Raw genomic sequence first — 25,881 nt, 5'->3', positions numbered from 1 at the left:
TGCTTTTTATTTTAAACCTTTTTTCTTTGAACCTAATTAACAGAATTCATTGAACGCATCTTGCAGGTTCTCAGCGATTAATTCAGCTGGACGACCTTCGATGTGGTGACGCTCTAACATGTGAACCAATTCTCCGTTTTTGAACAAAGCCATAGATGGCGATGATGGAGGAAAAGGAAACATATGTTGTCTTGCAGCATCGACAGCTTCTTTGTCAACACCAGCAAAAACTGTAATAAGGTGATCAGGTTTTTTAGCTCCTTCTAAACTCATTTTTGCTCCCGGACGTGCATTTCTTGCAGCACAACCACAAACAGAGTTTACAACAACTAAAGTGGTACCTTCTGCTTTGATCGCATTTTCAACAGCTTCGGCACTATGTAAATCTTGAAACCCAGCAGCTGTAAGTTCAGCCTGCATTGGTTTTACCATTTCTTCTGGATACATATTTTTATTCTTTTAAATTTTACTTTTGAACTGCAAAGTTACAAAGTTTACTCGCAACTACTTAATTTGAAGTATAAAGTTTTGTTATAGTTCGATATTAAAAATTAAAGTGAACAAAACGTTAGAATTTCAGCCGTAATAAAGATTAAACGGCTATCTGTTTTATTTTTTTATCAGGAAATTGATAATTGTATTGTTTTAAATGTCTATTTCTACCTTTCATTTTATGTTTTGTTGTTAAAACAGTTGTCTTATCTAATTCAGAAATTTCAATAGTCGAAAGATAACTGCTAACATATTTCTTAAGAATTTCTATACTATCAACTTGTATAGAATATATTGTTTTTTTTCCTTCATTTTTTATACTTACCAGATTAGCTTTTTTTAATTCCAGCAAATGTTTTGATATTGTTGATTGTGCCAGCGGAATTAAATCAACAATTTCACCGCAAGTTCTATTGTCTTTTCTCCATAGAAGTGTCATAATTTGAATTCTTGCAGGATGTCCAAGTGCCTTACAGATCTTCCCTATTGCCTCTGTTTCTATATCAAATTTTAAACGTTTCGTAATTCCCATACATCTACTCTCCCTTCTTTTTATATCATAAAACGATTATATCAATGTTGTTTTATTTTCAAAATGCAAAATTAATTGTCGGGCTATCTTTTGAATCGCTTCAAAAGTCATTAAAATAAAAAAATAAGGTATTTTTATGTAATCAAATCGTAATTCATATTACGACTTTCAAAGTATCCGCGATTTTTTACGATAAAAAATTTAATAAGAAATAGCACACTGATTTTACAGATTTAGACAGATCTGCGTCAAACATTTTATCTGAATAAAACTCGAAACAATGCTTTTATAAAAGGTACTTTTGGGCATTTTAAAATCACTTGAAAATCTTCAACTAAATTCGTTTCTTCATCTAAAAATTTGAAAATCAAGCTTGGGGTTCCCTTTTTAAATAATGAAGAAAAAATAGAGCTGCCTAATTCATTATCGCGATAAAGAATATCTAAAAGCAGTAAGTCATAAAACCAAAAACGATTCTTTTTATGAAACATTTTCATACTGAGGGAAGTTGAAATGTTATCACCAAGAAATTTTACTAATTCTGAAGATTTTTTATCCGAATTTTTAAAAGTATAGCCCGTACTCGCTTTTGTCCAGCCGCCGGCAGTTCCAATATTTAAAACTCGTTTGGTGTTTTTCTTCCAAAAAGGATAAGAAGTCATTGGGATGCTTCCCTGCTCCTTTTCTATAATTTCATAGCTTTGAATTCCGAGTTTTTGCAGATAGATTTGGATTTCATTTTCGTATTCTTCTTTCGGAAGCATTTTTTCTGAAAACAAAGTATATTCAACCAATGCTTCGGTTTTAGAAGCTGGCAAAACATACATAAACCTTGTATTCCCTTTTTGTTCTACTGAGAAATCCATGAAAGTAACTTCTTCAGGATTGAACACTTCTTCTTCTGATTTCACAAACCAGCCCACAAAGTGCTGCTGTAAAACGGGATATTTCGTTTGACTCTCGGCGAAAGTCTTAGTATAAATACTGTTAAACAAATAATTACAAGTATATCTGTTTTCTTCTGTACCAACAAAAACATGAGTTTCGAGTTCGTTGATGTCGGTTACTTTTTCATTTAGAAAAGTAATATTCTGCTGATTTGAAATAGTATCAAAAACGAAATTATAAAAATCTAATCCGTTGATTTTATTATATGTGTAGGGTTTTAATTCAAGATCTCGTTTAAAGTTTTCATTGGCAAACAACGCCATATCCCATTTTTTAGAGATAATTGGATTCCAAATTGAATCTTCTTTTTCCCAAAAACACCAGGTTCTGTCATTTGTTTTCTTCGAATCCTGATCTAAGAGCAAAATTGATTTATCAGAGAAATTCTTAGATAAAATCATTTTATAAACTGTCATTAAAGATGCCAGTCCGGTTCCAGTAAAAATGTAATCAAAGTGTTTAATTTGCGAAGAATTCATTCTCAAAAATAAGAAAATTTATTCTTTCAGTTTTTCTAAAAGAAGGTTAAAATCCTTTGGACTCAAATAATTGCTGTACTGGAGTATAATCTCATTTTTCTCATTTAAGACGCATAAAACCGGATATATAATTTGATTACTAATTGTTCCGAGCTGTAAAGCCAGTTCATGAACGCCGACATTATTTCCCAAAGGTTTATATTTAAATATCTGATTATTAAATGTAATATCTCGTTTTTCTTCAGTATTGAAATCAATGAAATAGAAATTGGTGTTTAGTTTTTCGATAGTTTCCTGATTTTTAAAAGTTGTAGTTTTCATCCGCTGGCAGAACTGACACCAATTGGTATGGATGAAAACGATGATTTTTCGCTTCTCAATTTGCTGCAAGCTATCTACTTCCTCAAAAGTTCTGCTTTTTAACTGGCAGAATCCTGTTGAAGTTATTCCGAAGAAGACGATTAAGAGAAATAGCTTTTTCATGTTGATGTTTTTTTATCCCACAGATGACTCGGATTAAAATGATTATATATCTTTTCTTATTATTAAACTGGACTGAAGTCCAGCTCTACAAAATAGTTCGTTCTGATGGAACTTAAAGAGCCATAGGCTCGATTCATATTGTAGAGCTGGACTTCAGTCCAGTTTAATTATGAATTGGCATTATTTCAATTTGTATTGTTATGAAATCTGTAGCCCATAAATTTACCTCAAAGTATATCGCAACCCAAAAAAACCACGAATAGTCTGGTTTTGTCCATAAACATAAGTCGTGTCAAAAGTCAGTCCATATGGATTATCTGGAGTTCTCAGTACTTTTCCTGCCGCATCGTATTGCACATTTTTATCAAAAGGATCATTCGTTCTCGAAATCAAAAACGGATTATTCTGCTTTGGAGTAAAGTTCAGCAAATTTTTGATACCGCCGTAAAGTTCGAAATTCTTCCAGCCCGTATATGTAAACTGAATATTCTGAATACTGTACCAAGGCGAATTTGGATTTCTCGGATCATATTCATTAAGCAAAGGCAGTTTCATCGGACTGTAAACATTTCCGGTATAATCCAGCAATAAATTCCAAGGCTCAATTTTATAAGATACACTCCATGTTCCTGTAAATTTTTCGGTTAGAAAAGGTCTTTCTGAAATTCCATCCTGAACATTTTTATTGTCTAAAACCGTTGCTCCCAGAATAAACTTTAAACCATTGGTGAAATTAACATCAACATTTGTGCTGATTCCCTGACTGATAGCATAACCATCAATGTTATCGTAAATTATTTTGTTGGGATCTGTCTCATAATCTGAAATGATTTTATTACTGAAACGGGTATAAAAAGCCGTCGTTTCAATTCCGATAAAAGTTCCGTTATTAAGGTTTATTTTCTGAATATAGTTCAAATTTACATTTACAGATTGTTCAGGTTTCAAATCATTTTTAATTACAACTTCTCGTGAACCAGTAAGCGCGGCGTGATCTTCGGTAAATAAATTCACAACCCGAAATCCGGTTCCGGCGTTTAATCTAAAAATCGTATTATCATTTGCCTTGAAACGATACGCAAATCTTGGTGTAAAAATAGAACCGTGAATCGAGTTATAATCGTAGCGCGCTCCCAATAAAAACTGGCTTTTTGGTGAAAACGTAATTTCATCCTGAACAAAAATTCCCGGCAGCCAAGTACTTTCTGCATCTTTTGTAGCTGGAGTATTGTCGTCATAATACGAATATCGATTCGCAATTCCGGCAAGTAAATCATTACGGCCAATCTTTTTATCCCAGGTCAATTGCAAAAACCCAATTTTTTGATTGGCGATATACGAAGTCGTTCCATATCGACTGTCCTGATAATGCACATTTCCGGAAAACGAAAGCATCAGTTTTTCTTCAAACGGCAATTGATAACTTCCAATTAATTCGGCTCTTTTGGTATAAATACTTTCGCCGTAGATTTCGTCTCCTCCTCGGTATTTTTTCTCCCAACGAACATCACCGCCCCAGCGATCTTCATACATTCCGCGTGCCGCAATCGTAAAAAGACGGTTATTATTTCGCTGAAAGTTCCATTTATTAAAAACAGAAATACGGTCAGAAAGCGTTACATCAGTAAAATTATCATGGTCTTTATCAATAACCTGATTATAACTGAAATAATTAACGCCTAAAAGAGAAGTCGTTTTTTTTCCGACATTAAACTTCATTCCCAAATCGAGATTGTTTTCAAAATAAGTCGTTGTAAAATAATCCGCAGAAAACATTGGGGCATTTGTTGGGTTTTTGGTAATAATATTGATTAAACCTCCAACAGCCTCACTTCCGTAAAGAGACGAAGCAGGGCCTTTTACTATTTCTATTCGTTCCACCAAAGAATTGGGAATTCCGGATAAACCATAAACTGTCGAAAGGCTGCTTACAATGGGCATTCCATCAATCAAAACCAAAGTATAGGGCCCTTCTAAACCATTTATATGAATATCGCCTGTGTTACAAACTCCGCAATTAAGCTGCGGCCGAACGCCGTTTACGTTTTGCAAAGCATCATAAATACTAGGTGTTGGATTTTTTTTGAAGAAAACCGGAGAATAAACCTCAACTGGAACGGCACTTTCTAAACGTTTCACTGGTTTTAAAGTTCCTGAAACTACCACTTCATTAAGCTGGTTTTCGTTGTCTTCTAAGTCAATATCAAGATTGAGATTTTGTCCTTTTACAATTGAAAATCTTTGGGTCACTGGTTTGAATCCAGTCGAAGTCGCTTGAATTTTTCCATCTTCGATACCAACATTTTCAAAAACATAATAGCCTAAACTATCTGAAACTGTTTTTTGTTTTGTTCCTAATAACTGAACATTCGCGGCTTGTATTTTTTGTCCGTTGCCGGTTATAAAGCCAGAGATTGTTGTGGTTTCCTGGGCAAAAGAAAAGTGTAAGTTAAATAATATCAATATCCAAATTGAATTTTTCATCGTGGTAAAATTAATTTTAGACAAAACTAAAAATTAAATTTGATAAATAATGATTTTAAATTTAGAAATTTATAACTTTAATTATGTCAATATGTTATATTTCTATTTTTTTATGTCATAAACAAAAAAACTGAATAGCGTCCTGCTTTAGCTGGATGAGGATATAAACGAAAATAAAAAGGGCTTTAGCCAAATTTAATAGATTTGGCTAAAGCCCTTTTTCCGATTCAAATTTTATTCCCCTAGCTGAAGCTAGGGGCTATTAAACTTTATAGACTTCAAAAATCCTCATCAATAAGTTCTTTATTGATTACGGCCCCGGCGAAAGATCCTGTAGAAACCGCAATTGCCACAGATCGCATTTGAGTGGTACAATCTCCACTCGCATAAATTCCGGTGATATTTGTTTTCTGCATAAAATCAACCTTTAGCAAACCTTGTTCGTTTATATCACAGCCCAAATCCACCGGCAACGCACAATGCTGCTCAAATGGCGGTCTTGCATAAATGGCTTTTACGGCAACTTTTTCCTGATTTTTGAAGATAATGTTTTTAATGTATCCCTCTTTGTGCTCAAAGGAATCTATTTCCTCTTCGAAAATTTGAACACCGTGTTTCTTAAGCGTTTCTGTTTGTTCCAAAGTCAAAGTTGATTTTCCATTTGTGCATAATCTCAAATCTTTTGTCCAGTTCGAAATTAGTTTGGCAAAATCAAACCCTATTTCGCCGTTAGCAATGATGGCTGTTTTTTCATTTTTAACTTCATAACCGTGACAATACGGGCAATGCAAAACCGAAATTCCCCAGCAGTCTGCAAAACCTTTTATCTCCGGAAGCAGGTCTTTAACCCCCGTTGCAAACAGAATTTTTCTTGAGCTGAAAACGTCGCCAGATTCTGTTGAAACTTCAAACCCTTTTTCTTTCTTGATCGCTTTTACGGCAAGTCCGTTATAAAAATGGACAGTAGTATAAAGATCGACTTGTAATTTGGCTTTCGCCGAAATAACAGCAGGCTTTTCACCGTCCTGTGTAATAAAATTATGAGAATGCGGGGTTTGTCTGTTGCAAGGCAAACCACTATCGATAACCAAAACCTGACGCAGAGAACGTCCTAAACTCATGGCGGCAGATAATCCACTGTAGCTACCGCCAATGATAATCACATCAAAATTCTTTTGTTCCATAACTAATACTTTTAATGATTTTGTTTTCTGTGTAATTTGTAATTAATCAAATGCCCGGTAATCATCCCGATTCCGCCAAAATAAATCAAATCCAAATGAATATCTAAGAAGATTTCAGTCAAAATACTGATCCAGATTAAACTCAATGAAACAATCAGAATTGACGAAACCAAGAGACTTGATTTTTTCGTAATTTTGAGAATTGCAAATAAGCCTATCGAAGCAAATAGTAAATCGATAATTGGATTGTGACTTATGCCCAAAGGAAGGATCGTTAAAAGTGGAAAAATCAAACAATGAACCAGGCAGATCGTTGCGCTTGAAATTCCTAAAATATCGTAAAAGGATGAGGTTGTTTTCTTCATTTCTTGTACATTTACTTAATGCAATTTTGTTGCAAATATACACATTAAAATCAATTGCAACATTGTTGCGTTAAATTTTTTAATTTAAAAATAAAATGAAAGCTACACGTAACACTACAGCAAAGACAGCCGTTTTAGAGGTTTTTGAGAAATCGAAAACAGCGTTGTCTCACACCGAAATTCAAAAACAATTGAACGATGTCTGCGATCGCGTTACTATTTATAGAATTTTAGATCGTTTGGTTAACGACGATATCATTCATAAAATTTCGAATCTTGATGGTACAGTTAAATATGCAAAATGCAATCATTCACATCAACGTGTTCACATTCATAATCATGCTCATTTTAGCTGTGAGAACTGTCATGAAATTACTTGTCTCGAAACTGTAAAGCCAAGTTATATTATGCCTCATAATTATAAAGTAAACGAAATAAACTTTACTCTTTCGGGATTATGTCCAAAATGTTTGAATTCTAACATTTAAGTTTTAGACAAGTCTAAAAATATTGTTGAGCGAATATAATTTTTCTATATATTTGGTAAATCAATATATTAGAAATGACCAAATCATTAGAAGAAGTTAACCAATCGGTTGCTACAGAACATAAAAAAACAGGTTTCAGGAAAATATTAGCCTTTTTAGGCCCAGCATATTTAGTTAGCGTTGGTTATATGGATCCCGGAAACTGGGCCACAGATATTGCCGGCGGAAGCCAGTTTGGCTACACTTTAGTCTGGGTTTTATTAATGAGTAATTTGATGGCTTTGCTTTTGCAGAGCTTAAGTGCAAGACTTGGAATTGTAACGCAGCGCGATTTAGCACAGGCTTCGAGAGAAACCTATTCAAAATACATCAACTACATTTTATACTTTCTCGCCGAAATTGCGATTGCGGCCTGTGATTTAGCAGAAGTTCTTGGAATGGCAATTGGAATTAATCTTTTATTCGGAATTCCACTTTTTGAAGGCGTTTTGATTACCGTTTTAGATACTTTCCTTTTACTATTCTTAATTAATAAAGGAATCCGTAAAATGGAAGCTTTTATTATTGTTTTAGTGGCTATTATTGGATTTTCTTTCATTTTCGAAATGATCTTTGCAGAACCTGAAGTTCCAAAAATCCTTGCGGGACTTATTCCTTCTATTCCAAATTCGGCTGCTTTATATATTGCGATAGGAATTATTGGGGCAACTGTAATGCCTCACAACCTTTACTTACACTCTTCTTTGGTGCAAACCAGAAAATTCGATAGAAGTCCAGCAGGAATCAAACAAGCTTTAAAATACAATTTTATAGATTCGACCATTGCTTTAAATTTGGCTTTCTTCGTAAATGCTGCCATTTTAATTTTGGCCGCTGCAACTTTTCACAAAAACGGAATGTTTGAAGTAGCCGAGATTCAGGACGCGCATAAATTTCTGGAACCTTTGCTAGGAACCAAATGGGCACCCATTTTATTTGCTGTTGCCCTGATCGCTGCGGGACAAAGCTCTACCGTAACAGGAACACTTGCAGGGCAAATTGTTATGGAAGGTTACTTACACTTGCGTATTCAGCCTTGGGTTCGCCGAATCATAACGCGTTTAATCGCTATTGTTCCTGCTTTAATCGTTATTTGGATTTATGGGGAAAGTGTAACCGGAAAACTTTTAATTCTAAGTCAGGTTATTTTGAGTTTACAATTAGGTTTTGCAATTATCCCGCTGATTCATTTTGTGAGTGACAAATCAAAAATGAATGGTTTTCATATTTCCAGAACTACTCAGGTTATTTCCTGGATCATTGCTTTAATTATCGTTTCACTAAATGCAAAGTTGGTTTATGATGAAATTACATCGTGGCTTGCAAGTTCAAATCATCCAATAGTTTTATGGCTCACAGTTGTGCCGCTTGCTTTTGCTTTTTCAGCTTTGCTCCTTTTTATCGTATTTAAACCTTTTATAGCAAAGGCCAAATCGAAGTTTGTGAATCATTCGCCGCATAATTTAAAATTACAGTTTTCTCCAAAAGAACATCAAAGCTTAAAAAATATTGCAATTTCAGTAGACTTTTCACATGCTGATGAAGCAGCGCTGAACCGGGCTTTTGAATTAGGCGGCATAGATACACAATATACTTTAATTCATATTGTCGAAACCGTCGGCGCTTTAATGTACGGCGTTCAAGTTCACGATCATGAAACTACAATCGACGAAAAATTATTATTAGAATATCAGGATATGCTTTCGCAGAAAGGCTTCAAGATCAAAACGGAGCTTGGTTTTGGAAAACCAAACAAAGTAATTCCGAAGATTATAAACGAAGGGAATTTTGATATTCTCGTTATGGGAACCCACGGCCACACTGGATTAAAAGATATTCTTTTTGGCACAACGGTAGATAAATTGAGACATAAAATTTCAATACCTTTGTTGATTGTTAAATAAAGGTTCTGAGATGCTGAGGTTCTAAGATTCTAAGGTTTTTTTAATAAAAGCCTCAAAAGATAACTTAGAACCTCAGCATCTTAGAACCTTAGAACCTCAAAAAAATGACTTTCTCAGAAGAAAATTATCTAAAATCTATATATCACTTAACGGCGGCTTTAGAAACTGAAGTGAGCACGAACGCCATTGCAGAAATAATGGAGACCAAGGCTTCTTCGGTAACGGATATGCTTAAAAAACTGGCTGATAAAGATTTGGTTAATTATAAAAAATACCAAGGTGTTTCTTTAACCGAAAATGGAAAACTGGCTGCCAAAATGATTGTTAGGAAACATCGTTTATGGGAAGTTTTTCTAGTGGAGAAATTAAATTTCAGCTGGGATGAAGTTCACGATATTGCAGAGCAGTTAGAACATATCAAATCAGAACAATTGATTAACCGCCTGGATGATTTTCTTGGAAATCCGACTGAAGATCCGCATGGTGACCCGATTCCGGATGCTAACGGCCGAATTATTAAGATTGAAAAACAATTGCTTTCTGAATTATCAGAAAATCAAACCGGAGTTTGTGTTGGTGTAAAAGATACTTCTTCTGAGTTTCTGAAATACTTGGATAAACAAGGAATTGCTTTGAATTCTAAAATTGAATTTCTTTCTAAGGAATCTTTTGATTTATCGGTAAAAATTAAAGTTGATGGCAGAGAATTATCCATTTCGAATAAAATTGCTTCTAATTTGTTTGTGAAGCTGGTTTAGAGCTTTATTTCGCAGAGATATACTAAAATTATATTCTTTTGTCAGGCTGAGCGAAGTCGAAGCTCCTCTAAGTGATTCAGCAAATGGGGCTTCGACTTCGCTCAGCCTGACAAATCAGATAGATAGGGTTAACTTAAAATAGTATTTAAACAATCCCCTTTTCAATCATTTCCAACATCACCGGAGAAGCATTTTTAAATGTCGGCGGCTGTTCGATAATACTCCCGGCATTCTTTTTATTTACTTTGAAAGTAACATCATTATCTGTTGTAAATAAAAGTGCAGTCAAAAACGGTTTTTTGATATAAGAACCTAAAACCAATAACGCTTCGTCTAAAGTATGAATACTTTCGATTTCTTCTGTTTTGTAGCGTGAAGTCAATGAAATAGAATATGTATTATCTTCATTTAAAACCAAACGGAAATAAATATTCTTAAGCTCGGTATCGCCCATTGTTTTGGCCAAAGTCAATTTTGCGAAAGTTCCGTTTTGGATGCTTTCTTTAACTCGTTCACAAAAAAGGGCAAATATTGGTTCGTACATTTTTTTAAAGTTCTAAGGTTTTGAGATACTAAGGTTCTAAGTTTTTACCTTGCGAATCTCTGTATTGTTATTTAACCGCAAAGTTCGCAAAGTTTTTCGCAAAGGACACAAGGAAATTTAAAACTTTGCGAACCTTGCGTAAATCTTAGCGAACTTTGCGGTTAAGAAAATTATTTCCCTGTAAATTCAGCTTTACGTTTTTCTAAAAACGCTGTAGTTCCTTCTTTAAAATCTTCCGTTCCGAAACATTTTCCAAATGATTTTATTTCGGTGTCGAATCCGTTTTTACCGTCTTCAAAATTAGCATTGATTGCTTTTATCGCTTTAGCAATAGCAAACGGAGCATTTTTAATGATTTTTTGAGCAATTACGTTTGTAAACGACAAAAGTTCTTCTTGCGGCACTACATGATTTACTAAACCGTATCGTTTCGCTTCTTCAGCAGAAATCATCGCTGCAGTCATAATCATTTCCATTGCACGGCCTTTCCCAACTAATTGCGGTAAACGCTGTGTTCCTCCGTAACCCGGAATCAATCCTAAAGTCACTTCCGGTAATCCCATTTTTGCATTGTCTGAGGCTACTCTAAAATGACATGCCATTGCTAACTCTAATCCTCCGCCTAAAGCAAAACCATTAACGGCTGCAATAACTGGCTTTTTAAGATTTTCGATATAATCGAATAATAGTTCCTGACCTTCGGCTGCTAATTGTGCGCCTTCAACAACAGTATAATTAGCAAATTCCGAAATATCTGCCCCGGCTACAAAAGCTTTTTCGCCGCTTCCGGTTAAAATAATAACACGGACATCGTCACTTTTCCCTAATAATTTAATTGCACTGCTTAAATCGCTAATTGTCGCTTTGTTTAAAGCATTCAGTTTCGTAGGTCTGTTAATTGTGATTGTAGCAACTTTTTCCTCAATAGAAATTAAGATATTTTCGTAGTTCATGACGCTGAATTTAAGAGTTTGTAATAGGTAAAGAAACTCTAAAAGTGGTTCCTTTTCCGTAAGTTGATTCAAAGGTAATTGTTCCTTTGTAATTTTCTATAATGTTTTTTATAATTCCGAGTCCAAGCCCCATTCCACTGGTTTTGGTGGTGAATTTTGGTTCGAAGATTCGACCGATATCTTGTTTTTGAATTCCGATTCCGTTGTCTTTTACAGCAATTTCAACATTGTTATTTCGTCTTTTTACGGTAACGACTATTGATTTTTGAAACTGACTTTCAGGAATTGCCTGTGTTGCATTTTTAACTAAATTGGTAATAACACGAATCAATTGTGTACGGTCCATTTTCGAAATGATTTCTTCTTCATCACTTTCAAAAGAAATATATTCTTCGTTGAAAATATCCAAAGCCAATTCTACAACCTCAACCACATTCAGGGTCTCATTTTGCTGTGCCGGCATAGAAGCAAAATTTGAAAATGCCGAAGCCACCGCCGTCATCGTATCAATCTGCTGAATTAAAGTTTCAGAGTAATCATTCATTTTCTGCTTCACATCAGGATCATTCGGATCGAATTTTCGCTGGAAACTCTGTACCGTTAATCGCATCGGCGTAAGCGGATTTTTAATTTCATGCGCAACCTGTTTTGCCATTTCGCGCCAGGCTTCTTCACGTTCACTTTGTGCTAATTTTATGGCACTTGTTTCGAGTTTGTCCACCATTCCGTTATAAGCTTTTATAAGGAAATTGACTTCTTTGCTGTTGGCCTCTAAAACAATTTTCTCGTTTTTCTGATCTAAATTGGTTTCTTCCAATCTGTCAGAAATTGTTTTTAGGGATTTTGTGATATATGTCGAAAGGAAATACGCCAAGGCAAAAGCCACAATCAGCATAAAAGAATATACTTGGCTCAAGCGAATTAAGAAAGTATTCAACTCATTGTCGTAATACCCGTCGTCTTCTAAATAGGGAAGATTTAGAATTCCGAGTGGTTTGAATTTTTCGTCTTTTATTAAACTGTATGATGATCTGTTCTTAACTCCGTCGATGGTTTTAATGTCTACAAAACGCTTTTCGATGGAAGAACGAACCAGCTTTAAAATGTATTCGGGAATTGGCGGTGCAATTTTATCAACGGCAAAAGATTCTTTGGAAGACTTTAAAAGCTTTCCGTCAAGGCTGTAAATGTTGATTTCAATTTTGTGAATCTGCGCTAACTCGTGGATTTTATCTTTAAAAATTAAATCTAAGTTTTGAGTTTTAAGCGGATAAGTTGTTGTAGAAAGAACATAATTGATATGTTCTTTTACAGCATTTTCTTTTCGTTCTAAACGTTCCTGATGATACTCTTTGGCCTCGGTTTTAAACTGAATAATCGAAATCGAAGCCAATAAAAAAGATGCCACAACAATCAATACAATCATCGACAGGAAAATCCTGGTACGAAGTGAAAGCATTGTCATTTTGAAGTTTAGCATATTTTTGTTTTGTTTGTTTCAGGTTTCAGGTTTCAAGTTCCGTTGCGATTGGCAACCTGAAACTTGAAACCTGAAACTAAAAAAACCTTATTTCTTTTCTCGGATTCGTTTGTAGAAACGAAACCCCAACATTATTAAAACAGAGAATAAAATGATTCCGATTACGCCGAAAATCCAGTTGATGGCACTTTTTAAAACTACTAAAAAGACAACGGCGAATAAAATAATTGTCGCGCCTTCATTCCATAAACGCATAAAATTGTTGGTATATTTTACCTCATCGTTTTGAAGTTGTTTGAAAATCTGATGACATTTTCCGTGATATAAATATAAAAGAAAAACGAAACATAATTTTACGTGCATCCATGGCATTTTCATCCATATATGACCTGCGTCTGTAAAGAACAGCATCCAAAAAGCAAAAATACTGGCCAAAACTGCCGATGGCCATGTAATAATATACCACAAACGATAGGTCATTATTTTGTACTGCGCCTGCAGAATTTCCTTTTCAGGAGATGGCTTTTCGTTGGCTTCAATTTGGTACACAAACAAACGCACAATATAAAACAAACCTGCAAACCAAGTTATTACAAATATAAGATGCAGTGATTTTAAGTAGTTATAATATTCCATGCTTTTTGTTTCAAGTTTAAGGTTTCAGGTTTTTTAAAGTTGATTTTCACGCAACGATCTTTGTTCTTTACTCTTTACTCTATTTTCTTTCTATTTAGCCCAATCGTTAATCCAATTTCCAACAGTTTGGCACCATTCATCATCATCATTCAAACACGGAATTGCCAAAAACTCTTTTCCACCATTTGCCTCAAAATCTTCTTTGGCACGCATGGCGATTTCTTCCAGAGTTTCTAAACAATCTGAAACGAAAGCAGGTGTTACAACTGCAAGATTTCTGATTCCTTTTCCTGGCATTTTATCGATTTCAACATCGGTATAAGGTTCTAACCATTTGTCTCCCGCTAAACGCGATTGAAAAGTCAGGCTGTATTTATCTTCAGGAAGTCCTAATAATTTCACGACTTGTTTTGTGGTTTCATAACATTGGTGACGGTAACAGAAATCGTGTGCCGGCGAAGGCGTGTTACAACATGAACCATCGATTTTACAATGTGATTTGGTTACATCTGTCTTGCGAATGTGACGTTCCGGGATTCCGTGGTACGAGAATAATAAATGATCATAATCAAAACCAACTAAATGTTTCTGAATAGAATCGGCTAAATTCTTGATGTAATCCGGTTTGTTGTAAAACGCAGGAACATCAGTAAAAGTCATTTGTGGAAATTTCTTTTTACGAATTTCTTCGGCTTTAACCAAAATAGTCAAAGTTGAAGCCATTGCATATTGCGGATATAAAGGAAAAAGCATTACATCTGTAACTCCTTTATCGTGTAATTCCTGAAGACCTTTTTCGATGGTCATACTTCCGTAACGCATTGCTAATGCAACCGGCACATTTACCAAAGGCTGTACTTTTTTCTGCATTCTTTCAGAAAGAACCACTAACGGAGAACCTTCGTCCCACCAAATTTTTGCGTAAGCGTGCGCTGATTCCTCTGGTCTTTTTCTTAAAATGATTCCACGAACCAATAATGCTCTCAATAAATACGGAACGTCGATCACGTATTTATCCATTAAAAATTCGTCTAAATAGGGTTTTACATCTTTTGTTGTTGGACTTTCTGGAGATCCAAGATTTACTAATAATACGCCTTTCATTATGTTTTTTGCTTTAGGCTTTAAGCTCTAGGCTTTAAGCTTTTTATTTGTTTTTAAAAATTTCGTCAAAAGTATTGTTTGTTACTTTTTAGAAATATGATAAATATTATTTTTTATTTATACTCTGATTTGTAAAATTGATTAGCTCCTGATCTTTTATTTTTTGTGTCTCTTCTGTCAAACATTCAATTTCTCCATTTTCTATATCTACAAAGGCAATACTGTTTTTTCCAAAAGAAACTTTTAATTTTCCATTTCTTATGAAAACTGAATTAATATCAACTTTTCTTTTTCCGCAATTTTTAACAATATCTGCTTTCCATTTAATAGAGTCATTTTGAACCGCAATCAAGATTTCACTCTTCTTTTCAATGTAAAAAGTTATTCCACCTAGATATTCTATTCCTTCTAATTTCGACAACTTATCGTAATCCATTTTCGAAATCTTCTGAGCTTTTATATTTTGAAATCCCAACAGAAGAAAGAATAAAAGTAAAATTGCTTTTTTCATTAATTAAACATTCGCATTAATCGACATTAAATATTTTTTTGGAGTTGTCGCAAATTTTTTCTTGAATGCTGCTATAAAGTGACTTCCGGTGCTGTAGCCAATTTTAAGTCCAACTTCATTTACATTATAAGAACCGCTGTCCAAAAGTTTTCGGGCGAAATCCATTTTGTAATCAAAAAGGAAACCGTAAACGGTGTCACCGTAAATTTGTTTGAAACCCATTTTTAATTTCTTCAAATTCAAACCAATTTCATCTGCCAACTCTTGTAATCCTGGCGGTTCGGCCATATTAGCGATGATAATTTCTTTGGCTCTACGAATTTTTAGAACGTTATCTTCATCAATCAAAAACGGACATTGTTCTGCGTTTGGATCTTCGGTTCTGTTGAAATACAAACTCAATAATTCGTATCCTTTTCCTTTATAATAAAGGTTTTTTATGGATGGATGAAGGTTGTAATGAAACAATTGACTTAAGACAATCGCCATCGACGGACTTATATTTCCTTCGTTATAATACTTTTTATCCTTATTATCAGGACTTAAAAAAGTAATATAATCGGCTTCGGCAGAAAACAACGCGTGAAATTTCTTGATGGAAACAATTACCGAGATCACCCACGAATTTGGAGCGAGTTCTAAATTCAATGGCAATTCTTTCTGCGGATTGTACAAAAGCAGCGATTTTTCTTCTTTCAATTCTAAAGCATAATTGCCCTGATTGAACAAAAATTTAGCGTTGCCTTTTATACCGAAGTGAAACTGTATCAGGCCTGTACCTATTTCGTGCTGTGCATAAAAAGGCTCAGGACCATCGTTTTGAAAACGGATCAGCGTAAAGTCGTCTTCAATTTTTATAACTTCTTGAGAACTCATAGCGATATTTTTTTGAAACAAAAATCAAAAGGAAAGCAAAATGTTATTTAGAATGACTCTAAACAAATCGTTTCTAACAAGTTGATTTTGCTACAAAAGTACTTCTTTTTGTATAAAACCAGACGTTTAGAATCAAAAAATCATGTAGCGATACAAAAAGCACTTTTAGCGTTACTTTTATAAACAGTATAGTAATAATTTTGTTGCACTTTATGAAAGTGAATTTATGGAAAACAATAATGTACCGAAACACCTTTATTTTTATTCAGTAGGTCTGAGTTATAAAAAAGCTGATGCAGAGGTCAGAGGTCAATTTAGTTTGGATGCAGTTGCGAAAACTCGCCTATTGGAACAAGCTAAAAACGATGGAATAGAAAGTTTACTAGTTACTTCAACTTGCAACAGAACCGAAATTTACGGTTTTGCAGAACATCCATTTCAATTAATCAAACTTATCTGCGACAACAGCAATGGTTCTGTTGATGCATTTCAAAGAGTAGGTTTCGTTTACAAAAATCAAGAAGCAATTAATCATTTGTTTCGTGTAGGAACTGGTTTAGATAGTCAGATCCTGGGCGATTTTGAAATTATATCTCAAATTAAAACCAGTTTTGCTCATTCAAAATCAATGGGATTAGCCAATACTTTTATGGAAAGATTGGTGAATGCAGTAATTCAGGCAAGCAAAAGAATTAAAAATGAAACTGAAATCAGCTCTGGTGCTACTTCGGTTTCTTTTGCATCGGTACAATACATTCTTAAAAATGTTGAAGATATCAGTAACAAAAACATTTTACTTTTTGGTACTGGAAAAATCGGTAGAAATACTTGTGAAAATTTAGTAAAACATACTAAAAACGAACACATTACTTTAATTAACAGAACGAAAGACAAAGCCGAGAAATTGGCTGGAAAATTAAATCTGATTGTTAAAGATTATTCTGAATTACACTTAGAACTTCAAAAAGCCGATGTTGTGGTTGTAGCAACCGGCGCACAAAACCCAACGGTTGACAAAGCGATTTTAAATCTTAAAAAGCCTTTGTTGATTTTGGATTTGTCCATTCCGAAAAACGTTCATGAAAATGTTGAGGAATTAGAAGGTGTAACTTTAATTCACATGGATTATTTGTCTCAATTGACAGATGAAACATTGGAAAACAGAAAATTACACATTCCGGCGGCTGAAGCAATTATCGAAGAAATTAAAGAGGAATTTGTAGTTTGGATGAAAGGCAGAAAATTTGCTCCAACTATCAATGCTTTAAAAGAAAAACTGAACGCGATTAAAGATTCAGAATTGAACTTCCAAAGCAAAAAAATCACTGATTTTAATGAAGCTCAGGCTGAAATCATCAGCAACAGAATCATTCAAAAAATCACTACACATTTCGCAAACCACTTAAAAGACGACGACACCATGGTTGATGAAAGTATCGAATGGATCGAAAAAGTCTTCAAAATAAAAGCATCTTAAATAAATTTTAAACCATATAAGTTATATAAGTTCATTTAATAGCAAACGTTAATTGTTGTTTTTAAATTCAAGCTGCTTAGATTATCTTATATAACTTATATGGTGAAATTCAACAAAATGGCTGAAAAAACAATCAGAATTGGAACTCGCGATAGCGAATTGGCACTTTGGCAAGCACATACTGTCGAGAAAAAACTAAATGATTTAGGTTATAAAACCTCAATCGTGGCGGTTAAATCTCAAGGTGATATTATTCTGGACAAACCGCTTTACGAACTCGGAATTACCGGAATTTTTACAAAAACGCTGGATGTTGCCATGATTAATGGCGATTGTGATATTGCGGTTCATTCAATGAAAGATGTTCCAACGGCATTACCAAAAGGAATTGTTCAGGCGGCAGTTTTGGAAAGAGCGAATGTTCTGGATATTTTAGTTCATAAAGGGAATCCTGATTTTGACAAACCAAGTACCATTGCAACCGGAAGTTTGCGTCGTCAGGCATTATGGTTTAACAAATACCCAAATCATACTGTAGTCGATTTACGCGGAAATGTGAATACACGTATGCAAAAACTAAAAGACAATAACTGGGATGGAGCCGTTTTTGCTGCTGCAGGTTTGGAGCGCATCAACCTTAAACCAGAAAATTATATCAATTTAGATTGGATGATTCCCGCGCCGGCACAAGGAGCAATGCTTGTTGTGGCGATGGAAAATGACAATTATACTTTAGACGCACTTTCGCAGTTAAATCATATTGAAACGGAGATTTGTACGTATATCGAACGTCAGTTTTTAAGAACGCTGGAAGGCGGTTGTACTGCCCCAATCGGAGCTTTGGTAACCTATAATGAAGACGAAGATACTTTGCATTTTCAAGGCGTTTTGCTTTCTGTTGATGGAAAACAAAAATTGGAAATCAATAAAACGGTCGATATTTCAGAATGGAAAAAGTTAGGTTTTCACTCTGCGCAGGAAATTTTGAACAACGGCGGAACCGAATTGATGCAATCTATTAAAGAATCTCTTAAAAAATAATGGCAAAATCAATTCAGATATTATCCACAAAAAAGCTATCGGGCGAACAAAAACAAGCATTAACTGATGCTAATCTAGAAGTTATTGACACCGATTTCATCCAAACTCAAAATAAATCTTTCGAATTAAAAGACCTCAACGAAAATCTGATTTTTACCAGTCAAAATGCCGTTCATAGTGTTTTGTCACATCCAAAAGCGGAAGAATTAAAAAGCAAAAACGTTTTTTGCGTTGGCTTAAAAACGAAGATTCTTTTATCTGAAAGTGGATTTAATGTCGTGGCTTATACCGGTTACGCTTCAGATTTAGCCGAAATTATCACTTTGATTTATAGCAATGAAAGTTATACTTTTTTTAGTGGAAACCTTAGAAGAGATACCTTGCCAAATGCTTTAAAAGAAGCGGGAATAAAACTCAATGAAATTCAGGTTTACGACACCTCATTAACACCTCAAAAAATAAAAACTGCTGTTGATGCGATTTTGTTTTTCAGTCCGTCTGGCGTTGAAAGTTATTTGAAAGACAATACCATCAAAAAAGAAACCTGCTTTTGCATTGGAGAAACCACTGCAGACGCTTTACATAAAATCACCAAAAACATCATTATCGCAGACCAGCCAACGGTTGAAGATGTAATTGAGGATGTAATTCACGAATATAAATAGCAATAAGCTATACGCTTTAAGCTTTAGGCTTTAAGCAAAAATTATAGACAAACACCGCTTAAAGCCTAAAGCTTAAAGCCTAAAGCAAAGAAAAAAATGTTAAAAAACGACCTATTTTTAAAAGCATTAAAAGGAGAAACTGTTCAGCGTCCGCCGGTATGGATGATGCGTCAAGCCGGAAGATATTTACCGGAATTTATCGCTTTGCGTGATAAATATGATTTCTTCACACGTTGTCAGACTCCGGAATTAGCTGCCGAAATCACAGTTCAGCCCATTCGCAGAATTGCTCCGGATGCTGCTATTTTATTCTCGGATATTTTAGTTGTGCCACAGGCAATGGGAATCGAAGTTTTAATGAAAGAAAATATTGGTCCGTTTGTTCCAAATCCGATTCGTTCTATGGCCGATGTTCATAGAGTTTATGTTCCGGATATTCAGGAAAGTCTTGGTTATGTAATGGATGCCATTAAATTGACTAAAGAAATGCTGAATGACGAAGTGCCTTTAATTGGTTTCGCTGGTTCACCTTGGACAATTTTATGCTACGCTGTTGAAGGAAGAGGTTCTAAAAGTTTTGATATGGCAAAAGGATTCTGTTTTTCAAATCCGGCTGCAGCACATACTTTATTACAAAAAATTACTGATACCACTATTTTATACTTAAAAGAAAAAGTAAAAGCAGGAGTTGATGCCGTTCAGATTTTTGATTCTTGGGGAGGAATGCTTTCTCCAGTTGATTATCAGGAATTTTCATGGAAATATATTAATCAAATTGTTGAGGCTTTAGCGGATGTTGCACCCGTTATTGTTTTCGGAAAAGGATGCTGGTTTGCTCTTGGCGAAATGGGTAAAAGCCGTGCTTCTGCTCTTGGTGTAGACTGGACTTGTTCGGCTAGAAATGCACGTTATTTGTCTGGCGGAAATATCACTTTACAAGGAAATTTTGATCCGTCAAGATTACTTTCTCCAATTCCAACCATCAAAAAAATGGTTCACGAAATGATCGATGAGTTCGGAAAAGATAAATATATTGTAAATTTAGGTCACGGAATTTTACCAAATATACCTGTAGATCACGCAAAAGCGTTTATTGACGCAGTTAAAGAATACGGTATTTAGTAATCAGTTTTAATATTAAATAAACTATATAAAGTTCCGAAGGAACGATTGATTTTGTAGCCCCGGATTTTAATCCGGGGTTTGCAGATAACCCCAAAACCTGCAAGTTTAAAACGTGCGAATATGCTCAACAAAGGCCTAAGAGACGACGAAGCAATTAGAATTGACAATGTCCTGAAAACATTGCGCTCTCTTTATTTTGTACCTCAGCCTTTAACCGATGAGGAAAAATTTGATATTGAAAATCACTTAAAAGAATTTGGGTTAAATATTGAAACTTTAGTTGATTATCAAGATGAAGAATTAATAACTTTATTAGTTCGCCGGCATTTAGATTTTAATCAATTAGAGCAATTTGCTGATTTTTTAATGGATTTTTCAAAAGTTCAAAACTATGATTTTGAGGATAACGCTTTAGCTATTTACCAATATATTCAGCGAGAAAGCAACGTTTTTTCCTTTGGAATCAATACTAAAATTGCTTCTCTAAAAAACAGATAAAGATGAGTTTTACAGATTGGAAAATAGACCGAATTGAACATATTCTTCCCAATGAGTTTTATAAACTCATCGATAAGAATAAAAATCACATTGGAAAAACTTTCCCCGTAACGCTTGCTAATTCTGACTCACCAGAAAAAGCAGAAAATTTTATTTCAGTTAATAAAGACAAGGAAAAAAATAGCGAAGGATATTATTTCTTCGCCCGAGATATTAAAACAAATAATCTAATTGGTTATTTATGCGTAAAAACTATAGATTATCGCATTTCGAAATGTGAATTAGGTTATTTTACAGATGAAGATTTTCAGGGAAAAGGGATTACATCAAAAATGGTTTCGGATGCACTTGAATTTTGTTTCAATGAATTGAAGATGAACAAGGTTTTTATCTGTACATCAGAAATTAATTTTGCAAGTCAGCGAATTGCATTGAAACACAATTTTATACAAGAAGGAATTTTACGGGACGAATTTAGAAATGGCGATGGCGAATTGCAAAACACTGTTTATTTCGGCTTGCTTAAATCAGAATACAAATACAATGAAAGATAAATTTTACGCATACATACAACAATTACAAGACCAAATCTGTGCCGGATTAGAGGCTGTTGACGGAACTGCAAAATTCCGTGAAGATCTTTGGAAACGTCCGGAAGGCGGCGGCGGAAGAACGCGCGTTATTGAAAACGGTGCTGTTTTTGAAAAAGGCGGCGTAAACATTTCTGCTGTTCACGGAAAACTTCCTGAAACGATGCAAAAGATGTTTGGCGTTGGCGAGGCAGATTTTTTTGCCTGCGGATTAAGTCTGGTTATTCATCCACAAAACCCGATGACACCAACTGTACATGCTAATTGGCGTTATTTTGAAATGTATGATGAGTCTGGAAATGTAATTGAACAATGGTTTGGCGGCGGACAGGATTTAACGCCCTATTATTTGTTTGAAGAAGATGCAAAACACTTTCATCAAACTTGTAAAACGGCTTGCGACAAACATAATCCGGAGTTTTATCCAAAATATAAAAAACAATGCGATTCGTATTTCTGGAACGCACACCGAAATGAAGCGCGTGGAATTGGCGGTTTATTTTTTGATTATTGCAAAGCAAATGAACAAATGTCGATGGAAAACTGGTACAATTTTGTAACAGAAGTCGGAAATAGTTTCCTTGAGGCTTATGTACCGATTGTCGAAAGAAGAAAAAATTTAGAATACACTCCAGAAAACAAAACCTGGCAGGAAATTCGCCGAGGCCGTTATGTCGAGTTCAATTTGGTTCATGATAAAGGAACTTTATTCGGCTTAAAAACAAACGGAAGAATTGAAAGTATCCTGATGAGTCTTCCTCCACATGTGCAATGGGTATACGATCATCATGCAGAAGCTGGAAGTGAAGAAGAAAAGTTGGTAAATGTCTTAGAAAATCAGCGAGAATGGATCTAAAAATGATTTATATAGCGTTTTTTGTCAGCGTTTTTGGGTGTTTTGCCCAAAAAGATTCGTTGCAAAATCCGTATTTTAAATCATATAATGATAAAATTACCGCCAGTATTTATTATTTAGACACTTCAAATAGTTTTCAAATTGCTTCGGATGCTCAGGAGCCCAAAACATATCTTAATCTTATTCCGAATCGAAGAGAACAGATTGGTTTTAATCTGAATTATAAAATCATTGATATTTCGGTCGGTTTCGCACCTAAATTTCTTTCTGGTAATAAAGGCGATTCTGATTCTAAGCATTTTAATTTTAATACCCGTTTTTACTATAAAAAATGGATGCAGTCGTTCACTTTCATCAATCAAAAGGGATTTTATATCAGTGATGATAATATAACTGCAGAACTGCCGAAAATGCGAACTACAAAAATTGGCGGATCGACATCTTATATTTTTAATGATAAATTCTCTTTTAAAACATTGGTAAGCCAAAACGAATGGCAGACCAAAAGCTCCGGAAGTTTTATTCCGACTTTCTCATTTTATTATACCAATTTAGACTTGAATACTCCCGATACATCTCCCGGAGATATGTATGTATTTACTTTAGCACCATCTTATTTCTATAATTTTGTAATTAGTGACAGGGTTTTAATTGGAGCAGGAATTGCTTTGGGTGCCGGAATTAATGATATTGACGGAGATACATCTGCTTTATATCAGGCAGACTTAAATTTAAAACTGGCTTATAATAATGACCGTTTCTTTGGTTTTGCAAGCCTTAATTCGGTAAGTTTTTCTCAGGATGATAAAGTCGATCCGCGACTGAACGATAATATTGCCACTTTAAAACTTTCTGTAGGTTATCGATTTGATCCTCCAAAAGAAGTGAAAAAGGTTTATGATAAAGTAAATGATAAAATAGGTTTGTAATGTTTAATCTAAAATAAGAAATTATGGAAAAGGTGAACGTAGAACAATTAAACCGCATGAATTCCGGAAAAGGATTTATTGCAGCATTAGATCAAAGCGGCGGCAGCACGCCAAAGGCATTATCGCAATATGGCGTTGAGGAAAGCAGTTACACAAATGATGAAGAAATGTACACTCTTGTACATGAAATGAGGACCAGAATTATTAAAAGTCCGGCTTTTGACAGCCAATATATTTTGGGTGCTATTTTGTTTGAAAACACTATGGACCGCAAAATTGACGGAGAATGGACTGCCGATTATTTGTGGGAGAAAAAGAAAATAGTTCCGTTTTTAAAAGTTGATAAAGGTCTTGCCGATTTATCAAACGGAGTTCAGTTAATGAAGCCAATTTCAAATCTTGATGAATTGCTGACACGTGCTGTAGATCGAAATGTTTTTGGTACTAAAATGCGTTCTGTTATTAAAGAAGCCAATGCCGTTGGAATTCGTGAAATCGTGGAACAGCAATTTAAAGTAGGTAAACAAATCTTTGCAAAAGGACTTATACCTATTATCGAACCCGAAGTCGATATTTACAGCGCAGACAAGAAAAAGTCAGAAGAAATTCTAAAAGAAGAAATACAAAAACAGCTTAATGCATTAGACAAAGATGTAAAAGTAATGCTGAAATTATCTATTCCAACTGTGAATGATTTTTACAGCGAACTAATATCTGATCCGCATGTTGTGCGAGTTGTCGCTTTGTCCGGCGGATATGGTCAGGAAGAAGCCAATGAAAAGCTTTCGCAAAACCACGGATTGATTGCTAGTTTTTCAAGAGCTTTATCTGAAGGACTTTTTGCTAATCAATCAGATGCTGTATTTAATACCAAATTAGAGAAGACCATTAAAGAAATTTATGAAGCTTCAATAACATAAGTAAGTCGAAAGTTTGAAAGTCAAAAAAATAAAAAACAATTATAATAACAATATTCAATTTCAAATTAACCTGAAACTTGAAACTTTAAACAAAAAAACATGTTCCCATTACAAAGAAACCGTCGTTTAAGAACCAACGAATCAATTCGTTCTTTAGTTCGTGAAACAAGCTTAAGTCCACAAGATTTTATGCTTCCAATGTTTGTTGCAGAAGGAAAAGATATCAAATCTGCTATTCCATCAATGCCTGGAATTTATCGCCATTCATTAGACAATACAATCAAAGAAGTAAAAGAAGCTTGGGATTTAGGAATTAAAGCCGTAAACATTTATGTAAAAGTAAGCGAAAACTTAAAAGACAATAAAGGAACAGAAGCGTGGAATAAAGATGGCTTAATGCAGCAAACCATTCGAGCGATAAAAGATGCTGTTCCGGAAATGATTGTAATGCCGGATGTGGCTTTAGACCCATATTCCATTTATGGCCATGACGGAATCATCGAAAACGGTCAATTAATCAACGATGCAACTGTTGATGCTTTAACCAGAATGAGTTTAAGCCATGCAGAAGCCGGTGCAGATTTCGTAGCGCCAAGCGACATGATGGACGGAAGAGTTTTGGCAATCAGAAAAGCGTTAGAAGAAAATGGTCACCATAACGTGGGAATTATGAGTTACAGTGCAAAATATGCTTCGGCATTTTACGGACCATTTCGTGATGCATTAGATTCTGCTCCGGTAGATTCGCAAAATATTCCAAAAGATAAAAAGACGTATCAAATGGATTATGCTAACCGAATTGAAGGAATTCGTGAAGCTTTATTAGATATTGAAGAAGGTGCAGATATCGTTATGGTAAAACCGGGAATTGCGTATTTAGACATTGTTCGTGAGGTAAAAAATGCCGTTCATGTTCCAGTTGCAGTTTACCAAGTATCTGGTGAGTACGCAATGGTAAAGGCCGCAGCTGAAAGAGGATGGTTAGATCACGATAAAATTATGATAGAGCAACTTTATTGCATTAAGCGTGCAGGTGCGAGTATTATCTCCACTTATTTTGCAAAAGAAGCTTCAATACTTTTAAATAAATAAAATGAAAAAAGTATTATTCTTATCTGCCGTTTTAGCATTTGCATCGTGTAAAAAAGAAGTTTCAGAAAGTACAGATCAAACCACAGAAGCATATTCTGAAGGAGAATCGGCGAAAACCAAAACACCTGAAGTTTTAGGAAAAGAAATTTTTGAAGGAAGAGGAAATTGCACTTCATGTCATCAGCCGGATCAAAAAATCATCGGGCCGAGCATTAAGGAAATTGCCAAAATCTACAAAGACAAAAAAGGAGATATTTCGACATTCTTAAAAGGAAACGCAGATCCAATTGTTGATCCGAGCCAGTTTTCGGTAATGCAGACTAATTTTCCTGTGACAAAAGCAATGTCTGACGAAGAATTAAAAGCAATTGAAACTTACATATACAGTCATTTACAATAATTGACTTTGTATTAAAACAAAAAACGGC

At 34.7% G+C, this 25,881-nt stretch carries 28 protein-coding genes; 14 read left to right on the top strand and 14 right to left on the bottom strand.

What is annotated here, in order from left to right; genetic code table 11:
- Window positions 1–36: 36 nt before the first annotated feature.
- The 7 genes from ASD98_RS19045 to ASD98_RS19015 all read right to left on the bottom strand — a co-directional run bounded on the left by ASD98_RS19045 (window position 37) and on the right by ASD98_RS19015 (window position 6,967).
- Entirely contained in the window at window positions 37–447 is a 411-nt protein-coding gene (locus ASD98_RS19045) for a BrxA/BrxB family bacilliredoxin (RefSeq protein WP_056207398.1), read from the bottom strand.
- A gap of 145 nt (window positions 448–592) precedes the next feature.
- Window positions 593–1,024: a helix-turn-helix transcriptional regulator gene (locus tag ASD98_RS19040; RefSeq protein WP_056207397.1), complete on the bottom strand. Its 432-nt coding sequence runs from the start codon at window positions 1,022–1,024 to the stop codon at window positions 593–595.
- Between the two features lie 257 nt (window positions 1,025–1,281).
- The gene (locus ASD98_RS19035) at window positions 1,282–2,451 is read right to left on the bottom strand and encodes a lycopene cyclase family protein (protein WP_056207394.1); all 1,170 of its coding nucleotides are present in this window, start codon (window positions 2,449–2,451) and stop codon (window positions 1,282–1,284) included.
- An 18-nt stretch (window positions 2,452–2,469) separates the two neighbouring features.
- Window positions 2,470–2,934, bottom strand: coding sequence for a thioredoxin family protein (locus ASD98_RS19030; RefSeq protein ID WP_056207392.1), 465 nt, complete (start codon window positions 2,932–2,934; stop codon window positions 2,470–2,472).
- Window positions 2,935–3,156: 222 nt separating this feature from the next.
- On the bottom strand, window positions 3,157–5,418 hold the full coding sequence (locus tag ASD98_RS19025) for a TonB-dependent receptor (RefSeq protein WP_056207389.1): 2,262 nt from the start codon (window positions 5,416–5,418) through the stop codon (window positions 3,157–3,159).
- Window positions 5,419–5,696: 278 nt separating this feature from the next.
- Window positions 5,697–6,602, bottom strand: coding sequence for an NAD(P)/FAD-dependent oxidoreductase (locus tag ASD98_RS19020; RefSeq protein WP_056207387.1), 906 nt, complete (start codon window positions 6,600–6,602; stop codon window positions 5,697–5,699).
- Between the two features lie 11 nt (window positions 6,603–6,613).
- Window positions 6,614–6,967 (bottom strand): MerC domain-containing protein, encoded by a 354-nt coding sequence (locus ASD98_RS19015; RefSeq protein ID WP_056207385.1) that lies wholly within the window; start codon window positions 6,965–6,967, stop codon window positions 6,614–6,616.
- A gap of 95 nt (window positions 6,968–7,062) precedes the next feature.
- Here ASD98_RS19015 and ASD98_RS19010 point away from each other — a divergent pair, with 95 nt between their 5' ends.
- The 3 genes from ASD98_RS19010 (at window position 7,063) to ASD98_RS19000 (ending at window position 10,156) form a co-directional block, all read left to right on the top strand.
- Complete coding sequence (locus ASD98_RS19010) at window positions 7,063–7,455, top strand: Fur family transcriptional regulator (protein WP_053473133.1); 393 nt, start codon at window positions 7,063–7,065, stop codon at window positions 7,453–7,455.
- A gap of 74 nt (window positions 7,456–7,529) precedes the next feature.
- Entirely contained in the window at window positions 7,530–9,398 is a 1,869-nt protein-coding gene (locus ASD98_RS19005) for an Nramp family divalent metal transporter (protein WP_056207383.1), read from the top strand.
- 104 nt (window positions 9,399–9,502) lie between these two features.
- Entirely contained in the window at window positions 9,503–10,156 is a 654-nt protein-coding gene (locus ASD98_RS19000; protein ID WP_056207381.1) for a metal-dependent transcriptional regulator, read from the top strand.
- Between the two features lie 145 nt (window positions 10,157–10,301).
- On the opposite strand, the gene ASD98_RS18995 is transcribed toward ASD98_RS19000, so the two are convergent.
- The 7 genes from ASD98_RS18995 to ASD98_RS18965 form a co-directional block, all read right to left on the bottom strand.
- On the bottom strand, window positions 10,302–10,700 hold the full coding sequence (locus tag ASD98_RS18995) for a hypothetical protein (RefSeq protein ID WP_056207379.1): 399 nt from the start codon (window positions 10,698–10,700) through the stop codon (window positions 10,302–10,304).
- Window positions 10,701–10,870: 170 nt separating this feature from the next.
- The gene (locus tag ASD98_RS18990) at window positions 10,871–11,653 is read right to left on the bottom strand and encodes an enoyl-CoA hydratase/isomerase family protein (protein WP_056207377.1); all 783 of its coding nucleotides are present in this window, start codon (window positions 11,651–11,653) and stop codon (window positions 10,871–10,873) included.
- A 10-nt stretch (window positions 11,654–11,663) separates the two neighbouring features.
- Window positions 11,664–13,079 carry a HAMP domain-containing sensor histidine kinase gene (locus ASD98_RS18985; protein ID WP_053473138.1) on the bottom strand — a complete coding sequence of 472 codons (1,416 nt, stop codon included), beginning with the start codon at window positions 13,077–13,079 and terminating at the stop codon, window positions 11,664–11,666.
- A 141-nt stretch (window positions 13,080–13,220) separates the two neighbouring features.
- On the bottom strand, window positions 13,221–13,769 hold the full coding sequence (locus ASD98_RS18980; RefSeq protein WP_056207375.1) for a CopD family protein: 549 nt from the start codon (window positions 13,767–13,769) through the stop codon (window positions 13,221–13,223).
- Window positions 13,770–13,859: 90 nt separating this feature from the next.
- Window positions 13,860–14,873: a ferrochelatase gene (gene hemH / locus ASD98_RS18975; RefSeq protein ID WP_056207373.1), complete on the bottom strand. Its 1,014-nt coding sequence runs from the start codon at window positions 14,871–14,873 to the stop codon at window positions 13,860–13,862.
- A gap of 106 nt (window positions 14,874–14,979) precedes the next feature.
- Window positions 14,980–15,384 carry a hypothetical protein gene (locus ASD98_RS18970; RefSeq protein ID WP_056207370.1) on the bottom strand — a complete coding sequence of 135 codons (405 nt, stop codon included), beginning with the start codon at window positions 15,382–15,384 and terminating at the stop codon, window positions 14,980–14,982.
- Window positions 15,385–15,387: 3 nt separating this feature from the next.
- A complete protein-coding gene (locus tag ASD98_RS18965; protein ID WP_056207368.1) occupies window positions 15,388–16,260 on the bottom strand; it encodes an AraC family transcriptional regulator in 873 nt (290 codons plus the stop codon).
- A 226-nt stretch (window positions 16,261–16,486) separates the two neighbouring features.
- Here ASD98_RS18965 and hemA point away from each other — a divergent pair, with 226 nt between their 5' ends.
- The 11 genes from hemA to ASD98_RS18910 all read left to right on the top strand — a co-directional run bounded on the left by hemA (window position 16,487) and on the right by ASD98_RS18910 (window position 25,853).
- Window positions 16,487–17,737 (top strand): glutamyl-tRNA reductase, encoded by a 1,251-nt coding sequence (gene hemA, locus ASD98_RS18960; RefSeq protein WP_056207366.1) that lies wholly within the window; start codon window positions 16,487–16,489, stop codon window positions 17,735–17,737.
- A 117-nt stretch (window positions 17,738–17,854) separates the two neighbouring features.
- Window positions 17,855–18,778 (top strand): hydroxymethylbilane synthase, encoded by a 924-nt coding sequence (hemC, locus tag ASD98_RS18955; protein WP_056207459.1) that lies wholly within the window; start codon window positions 17,855–17,857, stop codon window positions 18,776–18,778.
- Window positions 18,778–19,443, top strand: a complete 666-nt coding sequence (locus ASD98_RS18950) for a uroporphyrinogen-III synthase (protein WP_056207364.1) — start codon at window positions 18,778–18,780, stop codon at window positions 19,441–19,443. Before hemC ends, ASD98_RS18950 begins: the two co-directional genes overlap by 1 nt.
- A 96-nt stretch (window positions 19,444–19,539) precedes the next feature.
- Complete coding sequence (hemE, locus tag ASD98_RS18945; protein WP_056207362.1) at window positions 19,540–20,565, top strand: uroporphyrinogen decarboxylase; 1,026 nt, start codon at window positions 19,540–19,542, stop codon at window positions 20,563–20,565.
- Between the two features lie 123 nt (window positions 20,566–20,688).
- Window positions 20,689–21,066 (top strand): hypothetical protein, encoded by a 378-nt coding sequence (locus tag ASD98_RS18940; protein ID WP_056207455.1) that lies wholly within the window; start codon window positions 20,689–20,691, stop codon window positions 21,064–21,066.
- A gap of 2 nt (window positions 21,067–21,068) precedes the next feature.
- The gene (locus tag ASD98_RS18935; RefSeq protein WP_056207359.1) at window positions 21,069–21,620 is read left to right on the top strand and encodes a GNAT family N-acetyltransferase; all 552 of its coding nucleotides are present in this window, start codon (window positions 21,069–21,071) and stop codon (window positions 21,618–21,620) included.
- Window positions 21,610–22,512 carry an oxygen-dependent coproporphyrinogen oxidase gene (gene hemF, locus ASD98_RS18930; protein ID WP_056207357.1) on the top strand — a complete coding sequence of 301 codons (903 nt, stop codon included), beginning with the start codon at window positions 21,610–21,612 and terminating at the stop codon, window positions 22,510–22,512. Before ASD98_RS18935 ends, hemF begins: the two co-directional genes overlap by 11 nt.
- A 2-nt stretch (window positions 22,513–22,514) precedes the next feature.
- The gene (locus tag ASD98_RS18925) at window positions 22,515–23,441 is read left to right on the top strand and encodes a DUF4421 family protein (protein WP_242412141.1); all 927 of its coding nucleotides are present in this window, start codon (window positions 22,515–22,517) and stop codon (window positions 23,439–23,441) included.
- Between the two features lie 32 nt (window positions 23,442–23,473).
- The gene (locus ASD98_RS18920; RefSeq protein WP_056207453.1) at window positions 23,474–24,361 is read left to right on the top strand and encodes a fructose bisphosphate aldolase; all 888 of its coding nucleotides are present in this window, start codon (window positions 23,474–23,476) and stop codon (window positions 24,359–24,361) included.
- A gap of 99 nt (window positions 24,362–24,460) precedes the next feature.
- Entirely contained in the window at window positions 24,461–25,453 is a 993-nt protein-coding gene (gene hemB, locus ASD98_RS18915) for a porphobilinogen synthase (RefSeq protein WP_056207354.1), read from the top strand.
- 1 nt (window position 25,454) lies between these two features.
- Entirely contained in the window at window positions 25,455–25,853 is a 399-nt protein-coding gene (locus tag ASD98_RS18910) for a c-type cytochrome (RefSeq protein ID WP_056207352.1), read from the top strand.
- Window positions 25,854–25,881: the final 28 nt, after the last annotated feature.

Source organism: Flavobacterium sp. Root186 (genome assembly GCF_001428525.1).
In the GTDB taxonomy this organism is placed as follows: Bacteria; Bacteroidota; Bacteroidia; order Flavobacteriales; family Flavobacteriaceae; genus Flavobacterium.
Note: the sequence above shows the minus strand (reverse complement) of the source record. Positions and strands in the feature narration are given on the sequence as shown.

Coding starts and splice junctions, on each gene's coding strand:
- ASD98_RS19045 (WP_056207398.1), bottom strand. CDS start 447: ATGTATCCAGAAGAAATGGTAAAACCAATGCAGGCTGAACTTACAGCT.
- ASD98_RS19040 (WP_056207397.1), bottom strand. CDS start 1,024: ATGGGAATTACGAAACGTTTAAAATTTGATATAGAAACAGAGGCAATA.
- ASD98_RS19035 (WP_056207394.1), bottom strand. CDS start 2,451: ATGAATTCTTCGCAAATTAAACACTTTGATTACATTTTTACTGGAACC.
- ASD98_RS19030 (WP_056207392.1), bottom strand. CDS start 2,934: ATGAAAAAGCTATTTCTCTTAATCGTCTTCTTCGGAATAACTTCAACA.
- ASD98_RS19025 (WP_056207389.1), bottom strand. CDS start 5,418: ATGAAAAATTCAATTTGGATATTGATATTATTTAACTTACACTTTTCT.
- ASD98_RS19020 (WP_056207387.1), bottom strand. CDS start 6,602: ATGGAACAAAAGAATTTTGATGTGATTATCATTGGCGGTAGCTACAGT.
- ASD98_RS19015 (WP_056207385.1), bottom strand. CDS start 6,967: ATGAAGAAAACAACCTCATCCTTTTACGATATTTTAGGAATTTCAAGC.
- ASD98_RS19010 (WP_053473133.1), top strand. CDS start 7,063: ATGAAAGCTACACGTAACACTACAGCAAAGACAGCCGTTTTAGAGGTT.
- ASD98_RS19005 (WP_056207383.1), top strand. CDS start 7,530: ATGACCAAATCATTAGAAGAAGTTAACCAATCGGTTGCTACAGAACAT.
- ASD98_RS19000 (WP_056207381.1), top strand. CDS start 9,503: ATGACTTTCTCAGAAGAAAATTATCTAAAATCTATATATCACTTAACG.
- ASD98_RS18995 (WP_056207379.1), bottom strand. CDS start 10,700: ATGTACGAACCAATATTTGCCCTTTTTTGTGAACGAGTTAAAGAAAGC.
- ASD98_RS18990 (WP_056207377.1), bottom strand. CDS start 11,653: ATGAACTACGAAAATATCTTAATTTCTATTGAGGAAAAAGTTGCTACA.
- ASD98_RS18985 (WP_053473138.1), bottom strand. CDS start 13,079: ATGATTGTATTGATTGTTGTGGCATCTTTTTTATTGGCTTCGATTTCG.
- ASD98_RS18980 (WP_056207375.1), bottom strand. CDS start 13,769: ATGGAATATTATAACTACTTAAAATCACTGCATCTTATATTTGTAATA.
- hemH (WP_056207373.1), bottom strand. CDS start 14,873: ATGAAAGGCGTATTATTAGTAAATCTTGGATCTCCAGAAAGTCCAACA.
- ASD98_RS18970 (WP_056207370.1), bottom strand. CDS start 15,384: ATGAAAAAAGCAATTTTACTTTTATTCTTTCTTCTGTTGGGATTTCAA.
- ASD98_RS18965 (WP_056207368.1), bottom strand. CDS start 16,260: ATGAGTTCTCAAGAAGTTATAAAAATTGAAGACGACTTTACGCTGATC.
- hemA (WP_056207366.1), top strand. CDS start 16,487: ATGGAAAACAATAATGTACCGAAACACCTTTATTTTTATTCAGTAGGT.
- hemC (WP_056207459.1), top strand. CDS start 17,855: ATGGCTGAAAAAACAATCAGAATTGGAACTCGCGATAGCGAATTGGCA.
- ASD98_RS18950 (WP_056207364.1), top strand. CDS start 18,778: ATGGCAAAATCAATTCAGATATTATCCACAAAAAAGCTATCGGGCGAA.
- hemE (WP_056207362.1), top strand. CDS start 19,540: ATGTTAAAAAACGACCTATTTTTAAAAGCATTAAAAGGAGAAACTGTT.
- ASD98_RS18940 (WP_056207455.1), top strand. CDS start 20,689: ATGCTCAACAAAGGCCTAAGAGACGACGAAGCAATTAGAATTGACAAT.
- ASD98_RS18935 (WP_056207359.1), top strand. CDS start 21,069: ATGAGTTTTACAGATTGGAAAATAGACCGAATTGAACATATTCTTCCC.
- hemF (WP_056207357.1), top strand. CDS start 21,610: ATGAAAGATAAATTTTACGCATACATACAACAATTACAAGACCAAATC.
- ASD98_RS18925 (WP_242412141.1), top strand. CDS start 22,515: ATGATTTATATAGCGTTTTTTGTCAGCGTTTTTGGGTGTTTTGCCCAA.
- hemB (WP_056207354.1), top strand. CDS start 24,461: ATGTTCCCATTACAAAGAAACCGTCGTTTAAGAACCAACGAATCAATT.
- ASD98_RS18910 (WP_056207352.1), top strand. CDS start 25,455: ATGAAAAAAGTATTATTCTTATCTGCCGTTTTAGCATTTGCATCGTGT.